Below are 25,000 nucleotides of genomic sequence, written 5' to 3' on the forward strand. Positions count from 1 at the left end.
ATCAATAATAATTAAAATTTAAAGTGAACTAACTGTTTCACTGATAATATCAACGGCTTGTGACAATACATCTTCCGATTGACAATAAGAAAGCCTTAAACACTGATTTTGATGTTCCCAGATTGCGTCAGTTGCAAAAAAGAAGGGTTTACCATCCATAACCAATACCCCTTTTTGCTTCAGCTGATTATATAATTCAGTTGAAGTGACGGATAAACCTTCAAACCATATCCATAAGAAGAAAGCACCTTCTGCCTGATGAAATCGATAGTTGATCCCTTTCATCTTTTGTCTGATTTGAGCGATTAAATAATCTCTTTTCTGGTTATAAAAAGGTTTAATAACCTTATCACATAAGTATTCAAGCTTATTTTGCTCAATTATACGGCTCATTAACTCAGGACCGAAATTACCGTTTGCTAGACTCATCACAGTATTAATATTGACTATCTTGTTTATGATATTCTCGTTTGCAACCACTATCCCAGTTCGAACAGCTGGGAGACCAAGTTTGGATAAACTAAAAACATTAATGATGTTTTCATTCCAAATATTATTAACATCTTGATACACAATATTTGGAAATGGCGCGCCATAGGCACAATCAATAATCAAAGGGACGTTATTTTGTTGTGCAAGCTCATTAAGACGCTGAACCTCATCATCACTTATAACATTTCCACTTGGGTTGGTTGGTCTAGAGACACAAATAGCAGAGGTTAGATCGGTAATATTTAAATTATCAAAATCTATATGATACTTAAATTCATCCTCGCCTATCTTTTCTATTTTAGGTAAACACCCAACAAAATATTCACTACCTAATGCTTGGTCACTATAACCTAAATACTCAGGCACTAACGGGAATAGAAAGTGCTTATGGCCTTGTTTAGATGGCCCTGCAAGCATATTAATCAAAATAAAGAAAGCAGACTGGCTACCATTTGTAATTGCGATGTTTTTTTCACTAATCCCCCAATCAAAGCGCTGATTAAAATAATCTACCAGTAGTTTGATCAAAGTCTCTGAGCCTTGAGGTGATTGGTAAATACCAATTAATTTATGTAGTGCTTCTGGTGTATTAGCTATGTCAGATAATTGTTTAGCAATTTCAGTTTCAAATTCAGGAATATGCCCCGGATTACCACCACCTAAAAATAATAAATCTGGATTAACATTTAATGCCTGGCCTAAGTCATCCATTAAATCGACTATGCTGGCATTATTAGTGAGTTGCTCACCAAAGTTAGAAAGTTTAACCATAAGTTGTTTTAAAATTTGTTTCTCGAATTACAATTTTGAGATTATATGACGCCATTTTATAAATTACATGTTATTATTACTCTTTAATGCTATTTGAGTTAGCAGTTAGGGCTCTTTTCTAGGGTGCTTCTCGTTTCCCAATCGATTAAACGCATTAAATCTAGGTTGAGCTTGTATTATTTAAACAGGCCATTACCAAACAAAACCAAATTTGATATTCATATTATTTACTCATTAGGTGAGTAAATTGTTTGTTTTTTATTTATTTAAAACAACAAAGAAGTTTATATAAACTTTTCAATTCAGGAGCTGAAAGTGAACGCTAAAGTCGCAATTATTATGGGATCACAAAGTGATTGGAGCACAATGAAAAATGCTGCCGATGTTATGGATAAACTAAACGTAAAATACGACGTTGAAGTGGTATCTGCACACAGAACCCCAGATAAATTGATGAGCTTTGCAAGTACTGCTGTTGAAAAAGGTTACCAAGTTATTATTGCGGGTGCAGGCGGCGCAGCTCACTTACCAGGTATGGTTGCGGCTAAAACTCGTTTACCGGTTTTAGGTGTACCAGTACAAAGTAAAGCACTAAGTGGTGTAGATAGCCTTTATTCGATTGTTCAAATGCCAAAAGGTGTTGCGGTTGGTACACTAGCAATTGGTGAAGCTGGCGCTTTCAATGCTGGTTTAATGGCATCTCAAATCTTAGCAGTAACTGATGCAGAAATCGCTGATAATATTGAAGCATTTAGAACCCAACAAACTGAAACAGTATTAGCAAATCCGGATCCTAGAGAGTCAAACTAATGTCTGAGTATTTTGAGCAAACATTATGGGTGTTAGGCGCAGGCCAACTAGGTAATATGTTGCAACACGCGGCTTATCCTTTAGGCGTAAACGTTAAGCCAATCGATATAGACGCTGCTCAAGCGCCCGTTTTAGCAAAAAATGATGTTGTTACAGCAGAAAGAGAAGAATGGCCTTCAACGCCTGTTACTGATGCTTTAGCTGCTCACAGCAACTTCGCAAATCAAGCATTTTTTGCAACAATTGCTGATAGATTCAAGCAAAAATCTTTACTAGATGAATTAGAATTAGCGACAGCCCCATGGCAGTTAGTTGAAACAGCAACAACTGAATCGGACCTGCACAATAAGCTGGGTGACCGAGTATTATTGAAGCGTCGCAAAGGCGGATATGATGGCCGTGGTCAACACTGGTTAAAAAAAGCTGAGCAGTCTTTAATTCCTGACGATTGGCATAATAATGCCATTGCAGAACAAGCGATTAATTTTTGTGAAGAAGTTTCATTAATTGGCGTTCGCGATCAACAAGGCAAATGTTATTTTTACCCATTAACTTTGAATCTTCATCAAAATGGAATTTTAACCGCTTCTATTAGTCCACTAAATCGACTTAAACCTTATCAAGAGACAGCTGAAAAAATGCTGACTAAACTCATGTCTGCAGTTGATTATGTCGGTGTTATGGCAATGGAATGTTTCAAAGTCGGAGATAAGTTACTCATTAATGAAATTGCACCAAGAGTTCACAATAGTGGACACTGGACTCAAGCTGGTAGCAATATTAGCCAGTTTGAAAGTCATGTTAGATGTGTGACTGGTTTACCTATGATAGTCCCTAGTATTCGCAACACTAACTTTATGATTAACCTAATTGGTTGTGAGTTAGATAAAAGGTGGCTAGCTGTAGAAGGCTCCGAACTATTTTGGTATCAAAAAAGTGTACGTGCTGGTCGAAAAGTGGGTCATATTAATTTTAGCAAAACTGGAGTTGAAAATATTTCAGCCGCGCTAGATCAAATTGAGCCTTTGTTACCAAGCCAATATAGCGACACGATCAACTGGTTACGCAAAGAGTTACTAATAAATTAACACTTTAAAAACACCAGTAAAAATAGGGCAACAACTGCCCTATTTTTTTATCAAAAATTTGTCCTCTCCAAAAAATTCGACAATACTCATCATTATCATGTTTTATTTTAGCTAAAGGCCATTTTAATGGAGAATAGACGCATCTAAGATAAACCATAAAAAAATCAAAAGGTTGATATATGGGCGATTTAAAGCCAGACGGTGAGTTAATTTTAAGAACACAAGCAATGCCAGCAGATACAAATGCGAATGGCGATATCTTTGGTGGTTGGATAATGGCGCAAATGGATATTGCTGGTGGCATGATGGCTAAAGCGGTTGCAAAAAGCAGAACTGTAACTGTTGCTGTAGACAGCATTCGATTTATTCAAGCCGTTCATGTTGGGGATATTTTTAGCTGTTATGGTAGCGTAGCTCACATAGGCAACACATCACTAAAAATTCAACTGGAAGTATGGGTTGAGCCTGTATTAAGAACTGGTCTAGAAAACAAGAATAGCTTCAAGGTTTGCGAAGGTATATTCACTTATGTTGCGATTGATGACAATGGTCAAAAGCACAAAGTAAAACGAGATTAATCAGCTCTCTTTAGCCTATTGCATTATGCAATAGGCTAATACATTTGGTGGCTTAATATTCAGCCTAACTAGCATCTTGCGCTTTTAATACCCAGTAATTAATTTTATCTGCCAATAAAGCTGAATCTATTGGCTTTGTTAAAAAATCATTCATTCCCGCGTTTAAACAATTTCTTTGATCTTCCACGCTCGCATTTGCAGTTAATGCAATAATTGGCGTTTTATCTTTAGGCCAATTTCCGCGTATCAATTTACTGGCTGTAAGGCCATCAACTTCAGGCATCATCATATCCATCAATATAATATCAAAGCTTTTTTCTTTTAATATATTGACGGCTACCTGCCCATTTTCGGCAATGGTCACTTCATGGTTTCGCTTTTCAAGTAAAGCTTTTATTACTAATTGATTAGACAGGTTATCTTCTGCTAATAAAATAGAATATGCCCTATGGCTATGTATTTGCGATTGAATATTTTGACCTGAAACTTGCGGTTTAGATATAAACAGCTGCTTAATCGGTAATTCAACAACAAATTCAGAGCCTTGATTGATTTGGCTCGTACATTTTATTTCCCCTCGCATCATCTCAATAATTGCTTTGCAAATAGTTAAACCCAAACCTGTACCACCAAATCTTCGATTTAAATGTATTTCGGCCTGAGTAAAAGGCTGAAAAATTGAGGCTAATTTATCTTCAGGGATGCCGATTCCTGTGTCTTTGACTTTAATGGTTATACGTGAATTTTGATAACTTAGCGATAAAGTAACCTTCCCCTTTGCAGTAAATTTAATCGCATTACCAACTAGATTGAATAATATTTGAGACAAGCGTGTCGGGTCACTTTCGATTATTTCTGGTAAATCGTGATACACAGTTTGAAATTCAATTCCTTTTACTACAGATTGGGAATCAAACTGCAATTCTAAATTGTCCAATAATGAATTCAAATTAACCGGGATAGATTCTAGTTCAAACTTTCCAGACTCAATTTTCGCTAAATCTAAAGTATCTGAGATCAAGTTTTGTAATAATTTAGCACTACCTTGCGCAGCATTAATGTATTTTAATTGAGTCGCTTTTAAATCGCTATCTTGAAGTAATTCTAAGTTCCCTAATATGACATTAATCGGTGTTCTAATTTCGTGTGACATAGTCGCTAAAAAAGCCGATTTAGCGGCGTTTGCTGTTTCAGCTAACTCTTTAGCAACTTGTAGATCCCGCTCTCTTTTCTTATGGTAATTTATATCTTTACCTGTCCCCATGTAACCCGAAAAACAGCCAAATTCATCTTGTTTAATAAAGCCATTTAGTGCAATCCATCTAGTGTTACCTTTACTATCTAACATCTCAAATTCAAAATCGTAAAATTGTTGTTGGCACTTAAGTAGATATTCAAATTGACTCCACTTTTTAAGCTGGCTTAACTCCTTTTCGGATGCGACTTGAGCTATATGTTTACCGATAAAATGTTGATATAAATTTTTATTTTTCTGATTGTCGTTGGTTGAAACATAACTAAAACATAATGAATTGTCAGTTTCCCAGAACCAATCCGATGCTGATTCGGCAAAAGCTCTAAATCTTTTTTCGCTGGTTTGTAATGCTTTAGTTTTTTCCGCAACCTTCCTAGTTAAGTTTTCTCTATTCAAAATATTTAAGCTGCACTGCTTAATAAGTGGATAGAGACAATTCAGTTCATCAATCATCTCTAGATTGAATTTATTAATACAACTGCTCGTCAGTAAAACAACTAGATTTTGTTTAGATAACTTAACACCGACAACAATCAAAGATGCGATAGCAGCTTGTATCGGCGTTTTTTGGCTAATTAATTCATTAATGAAATTGGACTGGGATAACACGCATGCCTCTTGGCTCTGAGCTTGATTAAATAATTCGCCCTGTGACCAAATAGTGTCATGATAAATAGCATCTGTAGATGCTATTTCTACATAGGTTTTATCAGCTTGCTCTAACAAAATAATCACATTATCACATTGAGCAATAGGTGAGAGTAAACTCTGTAAGCAAATTAAAGTATCAGTGTTATTGTCAGATGAAGAAATTGCATTAAGAGCATTCAACAAATAGCCTGTGTCCATCAAATAGTCCTTTTAAACTACACAGTTAAACTTTAGCCGACTGCCAAATAAATACAACAACTCATTTTCATTCTGCTTCTTAATTTGCAAAATGCGAATGCACCACACGAGAAAACACAATAAACATCTATATATCATACAGTTAAAATTTGGCTTCAAATTTGAATTTAAATAACTAATAACAATAATTTTTAGGTGATATATGAAAATTGTATGTATTGGCGGTGGTCATGGTTTGTCAAATGTACTCTCTGCCATCAAGCATTTGCCAGTTGAGATAACCGCAATAGTGGCAACTACAGATAATGGCGGTAGCACAGGAAAAATCAGACAAGCTTTCAATAATATAGCTTGGGGAGACATTAGACGTTGTTTATGCGCTTTAACCGACCAACAACACCCAATGCATCAAATACTTTGCCACAGATTTAACCAAGTGAACGAGTTTTCAGGGCACTCGGTAGGTAATCTACTATTACTAAGTTGCGAACAGCTTAAAATGACGCCGCAACAAAGTATAGATAGTTTTAAAGCTATGCTTGATATAAAACATGAGATTAGACCTATGAGCGAAACGCCAACTGATTTAATCGCAATCACAAAAGATAGCAAACAAATTATTGGCGAATGCCAGATAGATAAATTAGACGAATTACCCATTTCTTTGAGCTTAACCCATAGTGTTAAAACTAGTCATGAGAATATTAAAGATATCTTAAATGCAGACTTAATCTTAATTGGACCCGGTAGCAACTTAACCAGCATAATGCCTGTGTTACTTGTGCCACAAATTCAACAAGCCTTAAAACACACCCAAGCTAATAAAATACTAATTTCAAATCTATCAGATGAAAAAAGTGTTGCGTCAAGTGTGCCCTATTCAAAGTTATTAGACTGGATGTATTCACAACTAGGTTTTCAAGCATTTGATCATGTTTTGACTGACACTAAAGTGAATTTGGCGACTAAAAATAATCAAATAAAGTTCGACTTCTCCGATAAAGTTCAAGCTTTATATGCAAAGCAATCTGTTAGACCCAGTCAAACCGGGCAACATAATATTAAACAACTAACAAACGCCATCGAGACTATTTTGCTTGGTTTAATACAACAAAAATCAGTCAGAACCGCTTAGAACTGTTGAGCTTGACTATAGCTGACTTGAGATAAAGCATAAGTAATCGTCGCTTGGTGCAGTTGAGTAATTTCGCATGACAGCTGGGAGAGTAATTTGGTATCAGCTGACTTAGCCGCTTGCTCTGCTTGCTCACTAACAATCGCTAACTGTTCAGCACCATAAGTTTTAGAGCTAGATTTAAGACTATGAGCATGTAATTCACAAGCTTTTAAATCTTGCTTCACTATAGCAGATATTAATTTTTGGCAAATTTGCTGACTTTCTTCAATGTAAACCTTAAGCAATTGAAGAAATAAATCATTGCCTACGTCATAAATCAATTTTTGACAAATTGTGTCATCTAAATATTTTTCATTGGAGGTCATTATGAGTCCTTGTATATACCACTTAGTCGACACTTCGTGTTTTGCCGGTATTGAATCAAGTTTAGTCAATCACTGTGAATTATTACAAGCAGAAAAGATCAATGTAAAATGCATTTTCTTTAAATATTACCCATCAAATCCGTTATACAGCAAACTAGACAAGTTAAATATTGAATACCAATTTATTGAAAACTTTATGAATTTACTTACGTTTATTAAAAAGTTAGACACAAGCGATGTATTGCATACACACGGATATAAAGCAGGTATTTTAGGTCGTACACTCAGCAAGCTATTAAACAAAACTTGTGTCTCAACCTACCATGCTGGAGAACAAGGTAGTGGAAAGTTAAAACTATATAATGATATAGATAAATATACCGCATTTATGTCAACCAACTTTGTAGTTTCGAATAAACTAAAACCTCAATTAAATGGTAGCTCCAGCCTATTTAATAACTTTGTTTTGCCTAAAGCTTTTCACGACAAAAAATCCCAAGCAATCACCCGAGTCAGCTTTATCGGACGACTCTCGAGTGAAAAAGGTCCAGATATTTTTATCCAATTAGCTAGTCATTTTCAAAAAAATAGCAAGCTAGCCTTTAACTTATTCGGCGATGGGCCAGAAAGACATAAACTAGAAAAAAATCTACCAAATAATTGCCATATTAGAGGCTTTACTTCAGATATGGATAAAGTTTGGCACAATTCAGATATTCTAGTTATTTCTTCTAGAGAAGAAGGCCTACCTATGGTTGCAATAGAGGCTATGATGTCGGGAGTTTTAGTTGTTAGTACCAAAGTCGGTCAACTAGATAAACTCATTACAAGCCATAAAACAGGTTATCTCGCGGAGCAAATATCTGCACTGGCGCTAGCAGATTGCATTTCAGAATGGCTCAGATTAGATAATTGCATTCAACAAGATATGATTAGAAACGCCTACAAACTTGTTTTAAAAGAGTACTCAGGACAGAATCAAGCTAAACAGTTAAAACAAGCTTACTGTCTAGCATAGAGATAAAAACAAGGGCTAGATTTACGCCATTTCTTCCCAGCCTTTAATTTTGCGATATATGGTAGATGGGCTCACTTCAAGTAATTTAGAAGCTTTAGGAATGTTACCTCCACAAGCTTCAATAACAGCTTCTATATATATTTTCTCATTTAGCCATAGTGGTTGAATTTTAAGGCTGGACTCTGAATAATTAATTTCAACGTCTATAGAAGCATTACTTAAAGTAGCTGGCGATGACCTAGGTATATAATTTTCTGCAGCATTCAAATTCATGCCTGCCTGAGACAGTTCAACCTCAGTATTATGATTTGAATGCGGTGAATTAACCTGATTAGCTAGGCTATTCACAACTTGTGATTGGGGTACTTCTACTTCAGAATGCAACACGGGTACTGCTGGATTGGTATTATTTTGCTGGATATGAATAGGCAACATTTGTGTTGTGATAACATCTGAATGATGCATCACCAAAATACTTCTAACTGTGTTTTCAAGTTCACGAATATTCCCAGGCCAAGGGTAAGTTTGCATAAAATTCTGACATGAGGCTTCTATTTTTTTATAAGCTTTATTTTCTTGCTGAGCAAATTTTGAAAATAAATAATCCGCGATTTCAATAACGTCTTTATCCCTCATTCTAAGAGGAGGTAACTGAATCGGGATAACATGCAATCTATAATATAAATCTTCTCTAAAACGTCCAGCTTGAACTTCTAGCAAAGGGTCTCGATTAGTTGCACATACAAATCGAACTTCTGCTTTTTCGAGTTTATCACTTCCGACTCTTTGGAATGTACCAGTTTGAATAAATCTAAGTAGTTTACTTTGTAGATTTAAATCCATCTCACAAATTTCATCTAAAAACAAAGTACCATTTTTAGCTTGCCCTGCTGCGCCATTGCGATTGGATGTAGCCCCAGTAAAAGCACCTTTAACATGACCAAAAATTTCACTTTCGATCAAATCTTTCGGAATCGCAGCACAATTAAGTGCAACAAATTCACCTTTTCGACCACTACATTCATGCACAGCCTGAGCTGTTAACTCTTTACCTGTACCACTTTCGCCTGTGATAAAAACCGTAGCAGTACTGGGACTAACATTTCGGATAATTTGATAGACAGACTGCATAGCGGTTGAACTACCAATTAGGTTACAAAACTGATTTTTCTCATATTTTTGTTTATAACTATCAACTTCTTTAGTTAAGGTTTTAACTTTTAGTGCATTATTTACAGTTACTCTTACTCTTTCTGCATCGACTGGCTTTTCGAGAAAATCAGCAGCTCCCAAACGCATGGCGGTCATAACCATATCTTTAGTGCCGTGAGCCGTTAAAACAATGACTTGAGCTTGGATAGTTTCTTGATTTATATGCTCGAGTATTTTAATGCCACTAATATCAGGTAACATAATATCTAATAATACAATTTCATATATTTCGTTCTCCAATTTAGAAATTGCATCTGTACCCGTAGCAACCCAAGTAATCTCCAAGCCGAGCGGCACCAAATAAGCCATATACAAACGCGCAAGAGACTCTGTATCTTCAACTAATAATACTTTCGATTTAGCCATTAAATTCCCTTCCCGATAATATTTTTCTCGCTAACCTAATCTATAAATTCATTATAAATGCCGCTCTAAACAAACTAAGCTAGCGTCATCAATTTCTTGTGATAATTTAGGTAGTGCTTTTAACCAAACTTGCTCAGCAAGATTGTGATTATTTTTTATTCTTTTAAGTATAGTCTCAAGCCATTGTATTCCAAGGCATTGTTTATCATTATTTTCAAACACCCCATCCGTCACTAAAATGAGCCTATCACCTTGCTCCAGCTTAAATGATTCGGATGAATAATTTGTGTCTCGGTTCAAGCCTAACATCGGCTGAATATTGCCAAATTCTTGGTACTGATTAGTTGGATTAAATAAAATAGGCTTAGGGTGACCTAGGTTTATAAGGTCTATGCCCTCATTCGAAATTTTTAATATAAGACAGGTCAGAAGGCTTGCCTCTAAAATTTCATCTTGATACAAAGCATCAGATAACTTCTTAGCGAGTAAAGCCGTTGTCATATTCTCTTGCTGTAAACAACCTAATAAAAATCCCTGAACCATAATAGATTCTTGCCGGGCAAGCTCATCATGTCCCATAACATCGCCCAAAATAACCCAGTCGTAATCTTGCTTTTTAACATGAACTAAAAAATCACCACCGCACTTATGGTTGATCGAGCCAAAGGTGCTCATCACATAGTTAGCACTAATATTATGCCAACATCTATCTCTATTTTGCTTGAGTTCAGCATAACCTAAGTATTCGATACTGGAGCGACAAATTGATTTTTCAACTCGAGCTGATAATTCAATCTCGACTTGGCTGGCTAAAAGCACATCTGTCACACCATGCATATTAGTTTGAGCTAAACCTAAATTATCTTTATTAGAACTCACCAAGATAATAGGTAAAGCTTGTAATTTTTGATTTAGTTTAGACAATTTGGCAAGCCCTTCACGACTCAAACTTTGATTCTTATCTGCTAAATAAACAACGGCTCGATAGCTTTTATCCAGTTGTCCCTCAAGATTTGTATCAGAGGTGGAATCAATAAAAGTACAAGCAAAATTGGGTTCTAAACTGAGTTCAACTAAGCGCAAAAAGTCAGCTAAATCTGGTGGTGAATCTGGATTTATATTCTTGATTACGAGCACTTTTTTTGACTGCCAGTTCTGATTAAGCTGAATACAAAAACGATTAAATTGCTCTTGTTTTTCGTATTCACAGTCTGGAAACAAGGTAATAATTAAACCGAGTCCCATTCCAGATACCATCAAGTCGCCTTCAGCTATATTGATAGCACCTTGTTTAGCGTAGCGATAAAACTCAGCAAAATGAGGGGTAGCATCAATAATCTCAATAAATAAGTTTTGCTGATTTAAGCCGATTGAAACAGTCACTAAAGTGTCCTGAGCTCGCGCATGTTCCAATAAGTTCACTAAATATTCAGTAATGCCAGTACCTAGATTATCCATGTCCGCATCGGCGATATTTTGCTTTTTGCAAATCGCAACTAATAGACAGCGTATTTCTGATAATATAGCTGTATTTAAGCTAAAGCTTTTATGATATAGAATATTCAATATCGGACTCGTTTAGGGATTCGTTTTCAACCAAGTACTTGTGCTTAACTTAGTTCTTAATTTAGTCATAACAAATCGTCCAATCCAAGCAGTAACAGGATTAGTCGACAATATCATTTTTTCTAATTTAGCAGTGATCAACTTAGCTAAGCTTGGCATATTTTGTTGAGTAATCACTATTTTAACCTTTTCAGTATTTTTCTCGCCTAAGTTAATCATCATTTTAGCTAGGTCGCTGTCTTGAGTGTAATTTAGACTAACGCAAGCTAATACAACATCACTCCATTGGGCTAATAATGAAGGCGGTATATTCTCTTTATTAACCGCATTTACGGGTGATGTATCAAAAATGACAATGTCGAATTCCTGTACCAAACGGGATAAAGCATTCCTCATAACCTGATGCTCCCTAACTGTGACCTTAGTACATAAACTTTTAGCAGACAAAACACTCAAGCCTTTTACTTCTGTTACAGCTAGCTGACAGCTAATATCAGCAAAGCTCCATGGCGCTAGTTCACCCATTTCATACCATTGGGCTAAGATTGGATCTTTAAGATTTAGGTCAACCACCAAGACATTTCTATTTAGGTTTAAGTATCGATTTGCCAAAGAGACAACGAGAGACGAACACCCTTCCCCGCCTTGTGCAGATGTCACCACAATAGTTTTGACATCATCATTATCTAACGCAAAGCATATCTCATCTAATTCTTGATAATTTTCTGGTATCTGTTTCATAAACCCGCCACCAAAGCTACAATTGCAATAACATCCCAAGCATCTCTAAAACGGTTACGCCAAGTATTTTCATCTTGCCCTGGTACATAAACCGTGTCTCCTGCCCTTAATAAAGGCATTTTTCTCGGGTCGGGATTCTTAACATAGTCCTCTAAATCAAATACTCGTGATTGTTCTTTTAAACCACCATTATTGACAACCACGATTTTATCTATCATGGCATCTGCAGTAGGACCACCTGATTCAGCCAGCAAATCGAGTAAAGTCATAGAGTCATCAAAATCATATCGTCCAGTATTCTGTACCGACCCCATTAATCTAACAACCTGATTTTTAGAGGTTTGTAACCAATTTTTTTGTTTTTCAGGAAAATACAAAGTATCGCCAGGTAGCACCTTAGGTAATAAAGTTTCATCTCCTGTTTCAAAATATAAAGCTAGGTCGACTTTACTTACCCGAGTGCCATGACCATTTCTATGCGTTACTCTGATATTGCGGATATCCGCATTACTATTGGTTCCATCAGCAGCGGCCAAAATATCTAGGAAATGCAGCTCAGAAGAAAATGCATAACGCCCCGGGGCTCCAACCTGACCAATAACATAAATTGATTTTTCAGAGCTTTGACGTATCCATTGTGATTTATTATCTTTTGGATCATGTGGTAGTTCTTCAACCACTATAGTGTCTCCGGCAACAATCTCAGGTAGTAATGCATACTCACCACCAGTCTCGACAAACTGAGTTAGGTTGAAAATAATGCTTTGCTTAGTATCGCCTTTTTTAACTATTTTTATATCCGTTAAATTAGCGCCTTTTAATGGCCCGCCTGCATGGGCTAACAAGTCCATTAAATCCATCTCATTACTCCATTCATAGCGACCAGGATGATGTACAGCGCCCATAACTTTTACTGCTCTAGTTGAAGGTATTTTTAACCAACTTTTTTCGTTTATGTCTGTTTTTTCTGGAACAAAAATCACATCTCCAGGTACGATAGGCGGTAAAATATTTTGGCTATGATTTTCACTATACTTTTGTAAATCTATATGTATCGTTTCGCCGCTTTCTTTTAATAAACGTATTTGACGCGTTTCAGCAAAACGCGTAGGCCCGCCTGCATTGGCTAAAATATCCATAAATGAAACATTATTGGGTGCCTCATACGAACCCGGTTTTTGTACTTCTCCCATGATATAAACTGTTCTAGCTGTTACATCGACATCATCTACCATAATAGGTACATAGATAGTGGTTCCCTCATATACTTGAGGTAACAAATCATTATTGCCTGAGTCTAAATAAGCTTTAAGGTCAAATGTGCTTGGCTCTGAATTTTTATCTAAGTTATTTTGAATAACACGGATTTTAGTTACATCCGCATAGCGAGTTACACCATCGGCTCGCATTAAAGCATCGATTAAACTCATCCCAGATTTATATGAAAAGGTACCAGGACTATGCAACTCACCGAATAAAGTTACCGCTTTATTGCTTGCACTCGCATCACCGCCAGAAGCAAGTGTCTGTGAGTCAAACTCGACTTGTACATTACCGATTAAAGGTGATGCAGGAACGAATAATACATCGCCACTTTGTACATCTGGTAAAATTTGAATATCTCCAGAGTCTAAATAGGCTTTGTAGTTAAAAACTAATACCTCTCCGTTGCGACGGATCTGAAACTTGTCCAATTGTGCGCCAGGCTTTAAGCCTTTCGCTTGGTTTAACACCATTTGTACATTGCCATATTCAGGCACTTTTACCTGCATAGGCTCATTGACATAACCCAATACTGTGACGATCTTTTCTCTTTTTCTAACTTCAATATAAAATTGTGATAGCTCTATATAAGCAACTGACAAAGCTAATTTTAAAGACTGTTCAGCCGCTTTAATATTTTTTCCAGCTAAATGAACTTTACCTATTTCTGGTAAATTAATTTTGCCGCTCAATTCAATTTGAAATAAATCATCAAACTCGGGCTCACCAGGTAAATGTAAATAAAGCTTGTCGCCTATAGAGAGCTGATTTTCCGATGCATCTTGGTTTGCAAAACTATTAGAGTTGAAACCAGTAACTAAACAAAGCGTCAGTAACAATTTCCAAAATAATCTAGTGGTTTTCATGTTGAACTCCTGATTCATGGGTTTGATATGACACTTGATTTAATAAGGATTGCCAATACTTAACTTGTTTTGGTTCTGCCGGTTTATTTAGCTTTTCTTGATTATTCTCAGACTTGGTTAGCTCTAAATATTCATCTTTTATTTGACTGTGTTCTGAAGTTAGAGTGCTTAGTTCATCTACTTGAAACCGCTTCAAAAAAGCGAGTTGATTTTCAGTTGAAATACTAACTTGAGCAATCACCTGACGATTAGAATGACGTACAGCATCATTAGCCACTGGATGTATTTTATACTGCTGAGATAATTCGTTCGCTAAATTAAAATCCCCCATACTAGTCGTTTTAATTTGTACATTTAAGATTTCAGTATTAATTCCAGCTAAATGTAAAAAATTCTTAACTGCTTGCGCACGTTTTAAACCCAACTCTATGTTGTAATCACTTTTCCCCTTATCATCGGCATAGCCAGTTAAACTAATCTCCAGTAAATTTAACTCTAGACTTAATTGTTTTATTAGCTCTACAGCTTGCGCTAAACGAACTTGATATTTTGGCGTTACATCCGAACTATCAAATGCAAACAAGTTATCGCTATTTAATAAAGCCTCTAACTCAGATGTTTGTTGTAGAACTTTCAACCACTCTCGCATTGGATTTAGCACCACACTTTTTTGTCCTGAATGCGGAGTAACTAGAGCTTGTTTGTTAGATCCATCAACTTCCGTTTTCAACTGATAGCTAAGTTGACTCGATACATTCATCTTGCTTGCACAGTTTGTTTCTTGGCGAACTTGATTAAACATTTTTTGTAAACTGACTAATTGATGAGCCCAGATCTTTAAATCTTGTTCCGCATCGATAAATAACTCAGCAACTAACTCACGATTAATTCGATTACTTTTGAGTTGAGCTTGGTGCATTTGACCCGGTAAACAATTATGTAAACCATGATTAATCATCATATCTAAGACTATTTTTTGTTGTTGATATTCACGCCATAACACAGCTTCACTCTGCCAATACCAAGTTTCGTTTGCCATCACATGATCAGGTGGGTAAACCTCAGCCCAACCGCCTTTACCTTCCTCAGGCCAGCTAGAACATGCACTCAACACACCTAAGCTAGAAACAAGACAAATACGAGACAAACAATGCTTAATTTGATTTAGTTTATAAATATGCATGACAAACCCACCTAAAGATAAATTAATGAAGAGGTCGCATTTATGCTGCTTGCTCGATGAAGGGAATGGTTTGATTAACTCTCAACATTGTCATGAGTTTTAATGGCTGACCAGATACACCAGATAGAGTTAATTGACTATTACGGCGGTTTAATCGCTTATATAAGTAAACAATTGCACCAATACCAGATGAGTCGATAAACCTCATATTAGAACAATCTAAATTAACGACATCCAATTCAGCTTCAGCCAGCTCGTCTAACAAGCTTCTATAATTTGCGACTTCATGTGCATCAAACTCAGTAGCTAAATCTAAGTTTGCCATCTTTGTCATGCTGCCTGTTGCTACATCATTTTCAAGGATTCTAATTTTCATAATCTACACCTGTAATTTTCGAGTTACAGGGAGAGTTACAAGTTAGATGCCAAGTCTAAATTTAATTAAAAAACAAATTTAATCAATAACTTACTGGAAATTAATGGTTAATTTTCAAATTGCAACACTAGAGAATGGTAGCTATTTTGCATTTTGCAAATATGCTTTTATCAATCTTTCCAAATGATTTTAGGAAAAATTCAATCGAAATTAATAGTAACAACACAGCACGGGCTAATTAATCTAATGTTACAGGGCAATATTTGAGTTTGAACACAACAAGTACTTTAAGCCAGTATGAAACTAAAAACACTAGAGGGACTTAATTCGTGTATTATCCATGAATAATAGGCTATTCATTCAGTACGATTTTGCTAGATCAGTTTAACTGAAATTTCAGCCTACTTGTCCCATCCATGGGCCTACTCAGCTTTACTTCAAACTAAAGCAATAAACTTATACTCATAAGGTTTAATAATAAAATTCTCAAGCAAACGCCTTATCTTGAATACTCTCTGTTACTTGTTACATTTGACTTTAATTTATTTACACTGCCAGACCAAGACTTATCATAGCGACCTAAAAAGTAAAAGATTTGCCCAACAAAACTAGCAACATATTGACTAAAAGCATAATAGGCCATGGTACATAACGGGATGCGTTTATTTAGTTTCTCAGCACAAAACCCGGAAACAATCGCAGCTAAAATAACGAGCGTTAAAGCAAGAGCAACCACGCTGCCAGCCACAGCCAAATACATAAGGCTGATACCACAACTAAACAAACCTAAGGGTAAAGCTCCTCGTAAAAATTTACTCGAAAAAAAGCATAGACCTGTAGTTGAAAAGTTTATCAGTGCCTTGCAAATAAATAATTGCTGTAAATTTCCGGCCCCTAAACGCATTCTTCGTTTTAATTCACAGTCTGTGCTATCTGGTTGCATTTCAACAATTTGAATTCTGTCATCAATAATAGCTCTATAGCCTTTAATAACAGCCATCATCGGCATAACAAAATCATCGTTTATAACATTTGAACTAAGTTCGGATGCAAGTTCATTTCTGATAGCAAAAAAAGCACCAGGAACCCCAATAGAAGAACCTAATTTACTCTCGTTAATTCTTATATCATTTTGCATAGTCCAGTAAGCTTGCTCGTTTTGGTTACCCTCTTCTGCTAATAAGTACTTACCAGAAACAACTGCTATGTTCTGATTTTGTAAATTAATAACACTAACTTTAAGGGCATCAATGCTGATAAGTGCACTTGCATCCGTCATAACTAAAATATCAGCTTGATGCTTTAATTTAGATATTAACTTATTCATCACTTGAATCTTGCCTTTATTCGCTTTAAATTCATGTAATTGACAATTCAGTCCATTCTGTTCAGCCAACGTCATCGCATCTTTTATTCGCTTAGCACTATTATCTGTACAGCCATCTAGGCCAAAATGTATTGATAATTTATCTCTAGGATAATCTAGAGCAGCTAAATTAGTTACCTTGTTTAATAAATGTTGAGCCTCGTTATAGACAGGCACCAAAATAGAAATTTTTGGTAGGTTTTTAGGTAAGTGTTGTTGGCTTAACTGAACTAATTTACCTTTTGCTAGTTTTTTTAACACAACAGGGTAAACCCAATGATGGTAAACAAAAGCCAACAACACAGTCAAAATAATAAACCAAAGTAATATATTCATAATTTAACCTCTCTATTAGTCTGTTAATGTCTATTTCACATCAAATATTGGCAAATCTTTTATCGTAACTAGCAACCATTTGTTTTAATTTGCCTGTCTCGGCTAATGTTTGTCTAATCACACCTTGATTCTGTTTGCGTTTCGCACCAATTAAATTAGCATTCTGCGAATTAGTTTCAGAATCCGGTTCAAATTCACTTCCTTTAACTTGATAACGCAAGTTATATGCCTGTTCCCAAGCCAAACTTAACTCAGCTTCTGCATATGATGGAATTAATACACAATTTGCTTTAGTGACTATTTCAGGTATGCCTCCAACTCGAGTTGCAACAACCGGAGTATCGCAAGCGATGGCTTCTAAAACACTTAGTGGAAGCCCTTCGCGCTGTGAAAACAAACAAAATACATCAAGTGATTGATAAAACTTCGGCATGTCGTCAACCCGACCTAGCCAATGAACTTTGTTCTCAACATTCAACTCTCGACATAAAGCTTGTAGATTTGCCATTTCAGATCCACTACCAGCCATAACTAAATGCATATTTTCATCAGCAAAGCATAGCTGTCTAATCAAAGCATCGTGACCTTTGCCAACCTCAACTCTTGCTGCGCAACCAACTAAAATTTTGTTTTGTGGCAAATCAAAAATTTCTCTAGCTTGATGTTTATTCCCTGCAACAAATCTATCTTCATCTACGCCATTATGAATCACTATAGGTGTCTTTACGCCGCCTTTAAAACTCGTTATGAACTGCTTAGCAACGACCTTAGCATCCGCAATAAATTCAACGCCGCCTAAAATGGCTGAAAATTTAGTCAACCAGGCTTGGTTTCCATGTTTTAAATACCAAGCATCATGAACTGTATTAATATGTCGGACTTTTAAATGCCCAAAGTTCGCAAGTGATGCGTAAAAAAGTGGTCCTATGTGATGACTATGAATAATGTCAATATTACGACTAGTTATAATCTTTCTTAGCTGGTTTATCGTCGTTAAACTAAAACCAGCTGGTTTATTCAAACAAATTATCTTTGACTGATGAGCGGTTAATTCAGGCCAGCGAGTTAACACACTTTCTTTATCATCTTCGAGCGAAACAAGTATCATATCTTGACTAAACTGGCTGTTTGTAAAAAGGTCGATAACCATTTTTTCAAGTCCCCCAACTTTCAAATGTTGGATCACTTGCAATACTTTAACTGACTTATTTTTATCGATATTAATACTCATAATTGCCTCGTCTGATTTACTCTATTTAAATTTAACCTTTACATGCATTCCTTAGCAGTTCTGTTTAATATTCAATTAACCTGTGGCTTTAAAACCTTGTCATCTTTATTCAACTCAGTGCCGAATTTACCTCTTACTTCAGAACTGTCTCTATTTTCTTTAGGATTAAAACGATCGCTGGCTGATATAGTCATGACGGGTAAGATACTAATGACTTCAAGCCCAGTGAATTGACGAATTCGGAAGCTATCTTTTAATTTGCTATCCAGCAGTTCTGCAATAAAAATAAGCGCAAATCCGGCAAATATGCCTAAGAAAATAGCCATGATAACTACGACCCCAATTGCCATATTTATCGGTTGAGTTGGGCTATAGGCGCGTTCTATGGTTTTAACTTTATCTGGGCCTTCGTAACGCACGAGTTTACCTGTGACTTTAGCCATTTCGTAGCGGGAAAGCATATCCTGATATAACTCTGATTTAACCTTGTAGTCTCGTTCTAATTTTTGGATTTCAGTTTTAATATCAGATGATTGATACATTTTCTCCGTTAATAATTTGGCTTGTTCAACCAGCATGTCGAATTCTTGCTGAATTTGCTCTGCATTATTTTTTGCATCTTGCAAAGCAATAATTTGTGACACAAGCAAGTTGGAACCTGTATCCTCACCTATTTTATTGGGTAAGGTATTTGCCATTTGCCACAACTGCTCTAAATTATCAGGGTCCAATTTGTGTTCAATTTGCATTAACTCACTTTGGCGTATTTTCAAACTTTGCAAAGCTCTTTGTTTAGCCTGTACTTTGCTGTGTTTGTTGGTGTAACGAGCCTTCAATAAAGTTAAATCCGATTCTGCTCTCACTATTTTTTCTTCTAACATGCCCACTATTGGGTTAGCTCGGCCAAGTTTAGTAATCAATGACTCTAATCTTGCTTTAGCACCAGAAAGCTCAACCCCTTTAATTTGTTTCTGCTTTTCAATTGACTGTAAAGTATTTCTGTTTTCGCTAAATAGTTCCGGCAAAACATCACTATGTTGTTTTTTATAATCTGATAACTTGGCTTCAGCATATTCAAGTTCAACTCTTTGAACTGCAAGCTGCTCTGCAAAGAATTTTTCTGAAGTATCTAGAGAAGCTTTGGTCGGTGCCAGTAAACGCTCGATAAAATGTTCTACAATACTTTCTAGGACAGGTTTCATCTGAGTTTTATCTGTCCATTTAAAATGGATCTTAACTAACTCGTCTCCAACTAATTTGAGTGAAATTGAGTTCGCTAGCTTCTGTTGCATTTTAGATAATTCAGCTGCATTTGCGTTTTGCGAAACCAAACCAGCATCTTTAGCAACTTGATTCAACACTTTACGGCTCAAGACAAGCGTGTTTAATGCCGACATACGCTCTTCTAATTCAAAAGAAAATTTTAGATCATCTAAAAATGGGTTTAATAATGAAGATTCCTCCAATAAGATAGTGGCGTGATTCACATATTGCTTTGGTGCGGATAAAGACATTCCAATAATAACTAGAGGTGTGATTAAAAAAGGTAACCAAAATAAGCGACTACGCTGAACAATCGCGTATAAGCCTAAATAGGTTAACCTTTTAATTTGATCTCTAACTAACATCTAAACTCCAAATCAATCCTTTTTTGCATTATGCAAACAGGCTGAAATTGTTTCACTACTAGTCAATGAGTTTGCAATTGGCTTGCCAAGATAAAAGATGGGGTGGTGAATTGAATGTGCTTATTTATCTAGATTTAGCTATATTTAACCTAAACTATTATTAACTTTGCCTAAGAGTGAGTATTTATGAAAGGAATTATCTTTGACGAATTTATTAAACTGGTTGAAAGTACATTTGGAGAAGAAATACTTGATCAAATCATTGATGATAATTTCGATAAGTTAGAAACAGGCGGTGCTTATACTACAGTTGGTACATATAATTATTTAGAGTTACTCGCTTTAGTCACTAGTCTCAGCAAGGCCGTAGATATGCCTATAGCCGACCTTGTCAAAGCTTTTGGCCTGCATCTAGCATCTGCTTTCTATACCAAATTTCCCCATTTCTATCAGGAATGTCCAAATAGTTTTAGTTTATTTAAACGCATAGATGATCATATTCATGTCGAAGTTCATAAACTCTACCCAGATGCAGATCTACCTAGATTTAGCTATGAGCAAATATCTGAAACAGAACTAGAGCTGACTTATCAATCTAAACATGACTTTTCACAACTCGCGTTAGGTTTAATAGAGGGTACGGCCAAATATTATAATGAAGACTTAAATATAAAAACTAAGAACTTAAGCTGTGATCCTGAAACCAAAATCATCTTCAATTTAAAGTATCAATAGCCCCTCCCGACTAAGGACAAAGCAAATGACAACAGAAGATTTGCAAAAAAGAATTGCGTTATTAGAACGAAAATTAGTCAGGGAAAAAACAGCAAGAGCCGAAGCTGAAAATTTATTGGAAGATAAAGCTCGCTCTTTATTTCAATTAAATAAAGAATTAACGGAAGCTTATGACACTTTAAAAAAACAAGAAGTACAAATTATTCAACAAGAAAAAATGGCTTCTATTGGACAGTTATCCGCAGGCGTTGCGCACGAAATCAACACTCCAACAGGATTTGTAATTTCAAATTTGGAAACCTTAAACGAATACGTACAACAGCTCTTGGATTACCTAAATGAATTTAATCAAATACCTGAGATTAAACAAACCATAGAGCAAAATGCACAGCTCAGCCAAACTGTAGAAGCATTACAGCAAAAATTTGAATTAAATTACTTATTTGAAGATTTGCCAGAACTCATTAAAGATTCGAGAATGGGATTAAATCGAATCAAAACAATTGTAACTGACCTGAGGGAGTTTTCGCATGCTGACGGTAAATCTAAAGAACAAGTCGATATCAATCATGTGCTAAAACAAACTGTACATTTAGTTAAAAATGAAATTAAGCACCATGCTGAATTGGACTATCAATTCCAATCAACGCAAAACATATTGGGTTTTCCAGGTAAATTGAGCCAAGTATTTTTAAATTTATTATTAAATGCCTCTCATGCTATTGATAAACAAGGAAAAATAACAATAAAAAGTTATGATGATAACCATTTAGTCATAATAGAAATTCAAGACAATGGTAAAGGTATTCCACCTGAAATAATGACCAAAATATTTGATCCATTTTTTAGTACAAAAGCCGTTGGCAAAGGAACCGGTTTGGGTTTAGCTATCTCACAAGAAATAATCAAACAGCATGAAGGTGAGATCTTAGTTGAAAGCCAAATGAATAAAGGCACTTTATTTAAAATTAAACTGCCTTCTTGCTAACTCTCTGCTAATCCAAATCTTTTAACGGCCACTTCACTATGTAATCTTCAAAGTCTTCAATATCAACTTGATTATCTTTGATAACTTTACCACGTGCTGAAATACCAACTTGATGCATCTTAGATTTTTTTCCTTTATTTAATAAAGGATGCCAACTTGGTAACCCACGTCCTTCTTGTAATCTACGATAGCTACAACTTGGGGGCATATAGAAAATGTCATTTAAGTTTTCTGGGGTTAATTCTACACAATCAGGGACCAACTCTCTTCTTTTGGGATAGACAGTGCAACTACATGTTTTATCATTCAAATATTGGCAAGCGATATTGGTGAAATCTATGGTTTCACCTTCGTTAAACTTGTCCGTGGTTGTAATCTCTTCAACTGTATCATCTGCAATAAATTTATGAAGGCAGCACTTAGCACAGCCATCACAAATTTGCTCCCACTCAGAACGCTCCATTTGTTCTAAACTTTTCGTTTCCCAAAATGGCTTTTGCTCTGTCATATTACTCAGTAACTTCTGTCTTAAATTGATGTTGATTAAACTTAAGTGCTAATTGGTCGCCTGGATGTAATGCCCCAACGCCAGCTGGCGTGCCAGTTAAAACGATATCACCTGGTAACAAGGTGAATTGTTCACTCGCTTGCGCAATAACTTGGTATATATTGCGTATCATAAAACTAGCATCTGAGCTTTGTACTATCTGGTCATTTACTTCAAGCGAGAAGTTAGCAGAATCTATATTTTCGATTTGAGAATAAGGGATAAATCCTGATACAGGGCAAGCGCCATCAAATCCTTTGGCTCGCTCCCATGGCCGACCTAACTGTTTAAGCTGTTTTTGTTTTTCTCGTAGGGTTAAATCCAATGAAATGGCAAATCCCCATATCGCACTTTTTGCCTCTTCAGCCTTCACGTTCGATAATTTATCTTTGATTAAAACAGCAACTTCTAACTCATGATGACATTCACCATATTGAGTGGGAATTGAAAAGCCAGGTTCAAGCGGAACTAAACTCGTTGATGGCTTAATAAAAAAAACAGCTTCTTCATTTGTGATAGAAGACATTTCTTTAATATGGTCAAGATAATTAGCACCAATACAAACCGCTTTACTAGCCGTTAAATCAATTAATTGACCATTAATATCTATGTGTTGATAAGTCATTATTTAACCGCCGGATAACCAATTCTGTCAGCCAAATAGCCAACGGTCGTGACAAAATAATAAGAACGATTCCAATGCATTAATACTTTATAATTATCATAAGCTAAGTAAGCTCGTCCTTTTTTTCCATCGGGCAATAATAGCGCTGCTTTTAGATCGCGTATTGGTAAATTTTTACCATCCATGCGTCTTAAGCCAATAGCTTGCCAATCAGCTAAACTTCTTTCAGTTTCATTCCATTTCTTTAACCAGTCACTTCTACCTTTAGTTTTTGTAGGTATCGCTAAATCATAATTAAAATTAGCAGGTAGCTTAACTTGACGACCCCAAGTTAAATCATTGTTCCAGCCAACTGATTTTAAATAATTAGCAGCACTAGCGAATACATCAGCTTGATTTTTCCAAACATCTTTAACGCCATCGCCATCATAATCGACAGCATAAGCTTTAAAAGAGCTAGGTATAAATTGAACTTGCCCCATAGCACCAGCCCAAGAACCTTTTAGCTGGCTTAAATCAGCTTCTCCATTTTTAACTATATCTAAAGCATGCCATAGCTGTTTTTTGAAAAACGCACCGCGGCGGCCGTCATAGCTTAAAGTAACCAATGAAGGTACCAGTGGCAATTTACCTTGGTATTTGCCAAATGCGCTTTCTAGCCCCCAGAGTGCAACAATAAATCTAGGTTGCACGCCATAGTCTTGACCAATTTTCTCTAGCAAGTCTTTATGCTTTTTATACTCAGCGCGCGCTCTATCGACCTTATATTGTGGTACACGTTTAGGTAGGTAAGTTTCTAAAGTTTCAACAAACTCTGGCTGATTGCGATCAGCTTTAATAACTTTAGGTTTAAACTTAACCCCTTCGAAAGCTTGGTTTATTAATGATTTGTCATAACCTTTAGCAACTGCTTCTAGTTTTAACTCGGCTATAAATTTATCAAATTTAGCTTCATCTGCGGTAAAATCATTTGCATTCACTTGACCAAATAAAGTTAGACCAATAAAGCTCGCTTTAATGAAAAAATGTTTAATCATTTGTTTTTAACTTCCCTTGCTTTTTTAACCTATCTAAATGTTGGTCATGTAAATTTTCTTTTGGTGGTGGCAGCTGAATAAAATAGCCCGGATCTACAATTTCTTTTTTAACTTTCTCGATATCGACCAAGGCTAAAGATTTACGCTTGGAAATATCAATCATAAGTACAAATATGGGTGTACCAAAGACAGCCATAAAATCTTCCGGTACTTTAGAGAAATCATCACGCTTTGGAAGATATAAGAAGGTTTCGTCTTTTTTACTACTTTTATAAACAGCACATAACATGAACTAATATCCTATTCTTAAACTCAATTGTTTGAATGGTTTAAGTGAAAATTATTGAGAATCTTAAATTACAGAATAGTTTCCAATTAGCTTAAATATTTAACTAACTGACTATTTTTTGTTTTGCTCTAATTAATTTAATGCCTGTACAGTTAAATTAGCTTAAAGCCGCATAGATTAAAGAGATTAATACTTGCGTTCATATAAGCAGCACTATAACATGTTTGCCAAATATTGGTACTTTGCGTTCTACAATTAGACTCTAATTCTAAGAAAAATAA

Annotated in this window: 23 protein-coding genes; 7 read left to right on the plus strand and 16 right to left on the minus strand. The window is 35.8% G+C overall.

The genetic code is table 11. The features are described 5' to 3' along the window. Nucleotides 1–18: 18 nt before the first annotated feature. Nucleotides 19–1,263: a valine--pyruvate transaminase gene (locus tag XM47_RS02805; RefSeq protein ID WP_048689367.1), complete on the minus strand. Its 1,245-nt coding sequence runs from the start codon at nucleotides 1,261–1,263 to the stop codon at nucleotides 19–21. 315 nt (nucleotides 1,264–1,578) lie between these two features. Here XM47_RS02805 and purE point away from each other — a divergent pair, with 315 nt between their 5' ends. The 3 genes from purE (at nucleotide 1,579) to XM47_RS02820 (ending at nucleotide 3,739) form a co-directional block, all read left to right on the plus strand. Next, nucleotides 1,579–2,073: a 5-(carboxyamino)imidazole ribonucleotide mutase gene (purE, locus tag XM47_RS02810; protein ID WP_048689369.1), complete on the plus strand. Its 495-nt coding sequence runs from the start codon at nucleotides 1,579–1,581 to the stop codon at nucleotides 2,071–2,073. Beyond that, entirely contained in the window at nucleotides 2,073–3,161 is a 1,089-nt protein-coding gene (gene purK / locus XM47_RS02815; RefSeq protein ID WP_048689372.1) for a 5-(carboxyamino)imidazole ribonucleotide synthase, read from the plus strand. The genes purE and purK overlap by 1 nt, the downstream gene beginning before the upstream one ends. A 179-nt stretch (nucleotides 3,162–3,340) precedes the next feature. Next, entirely contained in the window at nucleotides 3,341–3,739 is a 399-nt protein-coding gene (locus XM47_RS02820) for an acyl-CoA thioesterase (protein ID WP_048689375.1), read from the plus strand. Nucleotides 3,740–3,803: 64 nt separating this feature from the next. Here the strand turns inward: XM47_RS02820 and XM47_RS02825 are convergent, their stop codons facing one another. Further along, entirely contained in the window at nucleotides 3,804–5,843 is a 2,040-nt protein-coding gene (locus XM47_RS02825; RefSeq protein WP_048689378.1) for an ATP-binding protein, read from the minus strand. 202 nt (nucleotides 5,844–6,045) lie between these two features. On the opposite strand from XM47_RS02825, the gene XM47_RS02830 reads away from it, so the two are divergent. Further along, nucleotides 6,046–6,978, plus strand: coding sequence for a gluconeogenesis factor YvcK family protein (locus XM47_RS02830; RefSeq protein ID WP_048689383.1), 933 nt, complete (start codon nucleotides 6,046–6,048; stop codon nucleotides 6,976–6,978). On the opposite strand, the gene XM47_RS02835 is transcribed toward XM47_RS02830, so the two are convergent. Beyond that, nucleotides 6,975–7,346 carry an Hpt domain-containing protein gene (locus XM47_RS02835; RefSeq protein WP_048689386.1) on the minus strand — a complete coding sequence of 124 codons (372 nt, stop codon included), beginning with the start codon at nucleotides 7,344–7,346 and terminating at the stop codon, nucleotides 6,975–6,977. The two genes, XM47_RS02830 and XM47_RS02835, sit on opposite strands and share 4 nt — an antisense overlap. A 1-nt stretch (nucleotide 7,347) precedes the next feature. Between XM47_RS02835 and XM47_RS02840 the strand changes: the two genes are divergently transcribed. Further along, entirely contained in the window at nucleotides 7,348–8,364 is a 1,017-nt protein-coding gene (locus XM47_RS02840) for a glycosyltransferase family 4 protein (RefSeq protein ID WP_048689387.1), read from the plus strand. A 21-nt stretch (nucleotides 8,365–8,385) separates the two neighbouring features. Here XM47_RS02840 and XM47_RS02845 read toward each other — a convergent pair whose 3' ends face one another. The 9 genes from XM47_RS02845 to XM47_RS02885 form a co-directional block, all read right to left on the minus strand. After that, on the minus strand, nucleotides 8,386–9,942 hold the full coding sequence (locus XM47_RS02845) for a sigma-54-dependent transcriptional regulator (RefSeq protein WP_048689390.1): 1,557 nt from the start codon (nucleotides 9,940–9,942) through the stop codon (nucleotides 8,386–8,388). A gap of 51 nt (nucleotides 9,943–9,993) precedes the next feature. Beyond that, a complete protein-coding gene (locus XM47_RS02850) occupies nucleotides 9,994–11,508 on the minus strand; it encodes an ATP-binding SpoIIE family protein phosphatase (RefSeq protein WP_048689391.1) in 1,515 nt (504 codons plus the stop codon). Between the two features lie 12 nt (nucleotides 11,509–11,520). After that, nucleotides 11,521–12,249, minus strand: a complete 729-nt coding sequence (locus XM47_RS02855; protein ID WP_048689393.1) for a tyrosine-protein kinase family protein — start codon at nucleotides 12,247–12,249, stop codon at nucleotides 11,521–11,523. Continuing rightward, nucleotides 12,246–14,378: an SLBB domain-containing protein gene (locus XM47_RS02860; RefSeq protein WP_048689396.1), complete on the minus strand. Its 2,133-nt coding sequence runs from the start codon at nucleotides 14,376–14,378 to the stop codon at nucleotides 12,246–12,248. The genes XM47_RS02855 and XM47_RS02860 overlap by 4 nt, the downstream gene beginning before the upstream one ends. Then, a complete protein-coding gene (locus tag XM47_RS02865; protein WP_048689398.1) occupies nucleotides 14,365–15,561 on the minus strand; it encodes an OmpA family protein in 1,197 nt (398 codons plus the stop codon). The genes XM47_RS02860 and XM47_RS02865 overlap by 14 nt, the downstream gene beginning before the upstream one ends. Before the next feature lie 40 nt (nucleotides 15,562–15,601). Beyond that, nucleotides 15,602–15,937 (minus strand): STAS domain-containing protein, encoded by a 336-nt coding sequence (locus tag XM47_RS02870; protein WP_245623410.1) that lies wholly within the window; start codon nucleotides 15,935–15,937, stop codon nucleotides 15,602–15,604. A gap of 499 nt (nucleotides 15,938–16,436) precedes the next feature. Beyond that, on the minus strand, nucleotides 16,437–17,639 hold the full coding sequence (locus XM47_RS02875) for a glycosyltransferase family 2 protein (RefSeq protein WP_048689401.1): 1,203 nt from the start codon (nucleotides 17,637–17,639) through the stop codon (nucleotides 16,437–16,439). Between the two features lie 40 nt (nucleotides 17,640–17,679). Next, entirely contained in the window at nucleotides 17,680–18,870 is a 1,191-nt protein-coding gene (locus XM47_RS02880) for a glycosyltransferase (protein ID WP_048689403.1), read from the minus strand. A 71-nt stretch (nucleotides 18,871–18,941) separates the two neighbouring features. Further along, a complete protein-coding gene (locus XM47_RS02885) occupies nucleotides 18,942–20,498 on the minus strand; it encodes a GumC family protein (RefSeq protein ID WP_077066454.1) in 1,557 nt (518 codons plus the stop codon). A gap of 186 nt (nucleotides 20,499–20,684) precedes the next feature. Between XM47_RS02885 and XM47_RS02890 the strand changes: the two genes are divergently transcribed. Together XM47_RS02890 and XM47_RS02895 are read left to right on the plus strand one after the other, a co-directional pair. Next, nucleotides 20,685–21,233, plus strand: a complete 549-nt coding sequence (locus XM47_RS02890) for a heme NO-binding domain-containing protein (RefSeq protein WP_048689406.1) — start codon at nucleotides 20,685–20,687, stop codon at nucleotides 21,231–21,233. Between the two features lie 25 nt (nucleotides 21,234–21,258). Further along, nucleotides 21,259–22,221, plus strand: a complete 963-nt coding sequence (locus XM47_RS02895; protein ID WP_048689408.1) for a sensor histidine kinase — start codon at nucleotides 21,259–21,261, stop codon at nucleotides 22,219–22,221. 7 nt (nucleotides 22,222–22,228) lie between these two features. Here the strand turns inward: XM47_RS02895 and XM47_RS02900 are convergent, their stop codons facing one another. Genes XM47_RS02900 through XM47_RS02915 form a run of 4 tightly spaced genes read right to left on the minus strand, consistent with a single transcriptional unit; the run spans nucleotide 22,229 to nucleotide 24,719 of the window. Further along, the gene (locus XM47_RS02900) at nucleotides 22,229–22,729 is read right to left on the minus strand and encodes a YcgN family cysteine cluster protein (protein WP_048689411.1); all 501 of its coding nucleotides are present in this window, start codon (nucleotides 22,727–22,729) and stop codon (nucleotides 22,229–22,231) included. Between the two features lies 1 nt (nucleotide 22,730). Beyond that, complete coding sequence (locus XM47_RS02905; protein ID WP_048689413.1) at nucleotides 22,731–23,393, minus strand: fumarylacetoacetate hydrolase family protein; 663 nt, start codon at nucleotides 23,391–23,393, stop codon at nucleotides 22,731–22,733. Then, nucleotides 23,393–24,430, minus strand: coding sequence for a lytic murein transglycosylase (locus XM47_RS02910; protein WP_048689416.1), 1,038 nt, complete (start codon nucleotides 24,428–24,430; stop codon nucleotides 23,393–23,395). Before XM47_RS02910 ends, XM47_RS02905 begins: the two co-directional genes overlap by 1 nt. Continuing rightward, nucleotides 24,423–24,719, minus strand: coding sequence for a YcgL domain-containing protein (locus XM47_RS02915; protein ID WP_048689419.1), 297 nt, complete (start codon nucleotides 24,717–24,719; stop codon nucleotides 24,423–24,425). Before XM47_RS02915 ends, XM47_RS02910 begins: the two co-directional genes overlap by 8 nt. Nucleotides 24,720–25,000: the final 281 nt, after the last annotated feature.

Source organism: Catenovulum maritimum, assembly GCF_001050375.1.
Taxonomy (GTDB): domain Bacteria; phylum Pseudomonadota; class Gammaproteobacteria; order Enterobacterales; family Alteromonadaceae; genus Catenovulum; species Catenovulum maritimum.

Excerpts from the sequence above, each read along its gene's own strand:
- XM47_RS02820 (WP_048689375.1), top strand. The coding sequence starts at position 3,341 with ATGGGCGATTTAAAGCCAGACGGTGAGTTAATTTTAAGAACACAAGCA.
- XM47_RS02895 (WP_048689408.1), top strand. The coding sequence starts at position 21,259 with ATGACAACAGAAGATTTGCAAAAAAGAATTGCGTTATTAGAACGAAAA.
- XM47_RS02830 (WP_048689383.1), top strand. The coding sequence starts at position 6,046 with ATGAAAATTGTATGTATTGGCGGTGGTCATGGTTTGTCAAATGTACTC.
- XM47_RS02880 (WP_048689403.1), bottom strand. The coding sequence starts at position 18,870 with ATGAGTATTAATATCGATAAAAATAAGTCAGTTAAAGTATTGCAAGTG.
- XM47_RS02845 (WP_048689390.1), bottom strand. The coding sequence starts at position 9,942 with ATGGCTAAATCGAAAGTATTATTAGTTGAAGATACAGAGTCTCTTGCG.
- XM47_RS02865 (WP_048689398.1), bottom strand. The coding sequence starts at position 15,561 with ATGCATATTTATAAACTAAATCAAATTAAGCATTGTTTGTCTCGTATT.
- XM47_RS02805 (WP_048689367.1), bottom strand. The coding sequence starts at position 1,263 with ATGGTTAAACTTTCTAACTTTGGTGAGCAACTCACTAATAATGCCAGC.
- XM47_RS02885 (WP_077066454.1), bottom strand. The coding sequence starts at position 20,498 with ATGTTAGTTAGAGATCAAATTAAAAGGTTAACCTATTTAGGCTTATAC.
- XM47_RS02910 (WP_048689416.1), bottom strand. The coding sequence starts at position 24,430 with ATGATTAAACATTTTTTCATTAAAGCGAGCTTTATTGGTCTAACTTTA.
- XM47_RS02870 (WP_245623410.1), bottom strand. The coding sequence starts at position 15,937 with ATGAAAATTAGAATCCTTGAAAATGATGTAGCAACAGGCAGCATGACA.
- XM47_RS02860 (WP_048689396.1), bottom strand. The coding sequence starts at position 14,378 with ATGAAAACCACTAGATTATTTTGGAAATTGTTACTGACGCTTTGTTTA.
- XM47_RS02825 (WP_048689378.1), bottom strand. The coding sequence starts at position 5,843 with ATGGACACAGGCTATTTGTTGAATGCTCTTAATGCAATTTCTTCATCT.
- XM47_RS02915 (WP_048689419.1), bottom strand. The coding sequence starts at position 24,719 with ATGTTATGTGCTGTTTATAAAAGTAGTAAAAAAGACGAAACCTTCTTA.
- XM47_RS02900 (WP_048689411.1), bottom strand. The coding sequence starts at position 22,729 with ATGACAGAGCAAAAGCCATTTTGGGAAACGAAAAGTTTAGAACAAATG.
- XM47_RS02840 (WP_048689387.1), top strand. The coding sequence starts at position 7,348 with ATGAGTCCTTGTATATACCACTTAGTCGACACTTCGTGTTTTGCCGGT.
- XM47_RS02905 (WP_048689413.1), bottom strand. The coding sequence starts at position 23,393 with ATGACTTATCAACACATAGATATTAATGGTCAATTAATTGATTTAACG.
- purK (WP_048689372.1), top strand. The coding sequence starts at position 2,073 with ATGTCTGAGTATTTTGAGCAAACATTATGGGTGTTAGGCGCAGGCCAA.
- XM47_RS02875 (WP_048689401.1), bottom strand. The coding sequence starts at position 17,639 with ATGAATATATTACTTTGGTTTATTATTTTGACTGTGTTGTTGGCTTTT.
- XM47_RS02890 (WP_048689406.1), top strand. The coding sequence starts at position 20,685 with ATGAAAGGAATTATCTTTGACGAATTTATTAAACTGGTTGAAAGTACA.
- XM47_RS02835 (WP_048689386.1), bottom strand. The coding sequence starts at position 7,346 with ATGACCTCCAATGAAAAATATTTAGATGACACAATTTGTCAAAAATTG.
- XM47_RS02855 (WP_048689393.1), bottom strand. The coding sequence starts at position 12,249 with ATGAAACAGATACCAGAAAATTATCAAGAATTAGATGAGATATGCTTT.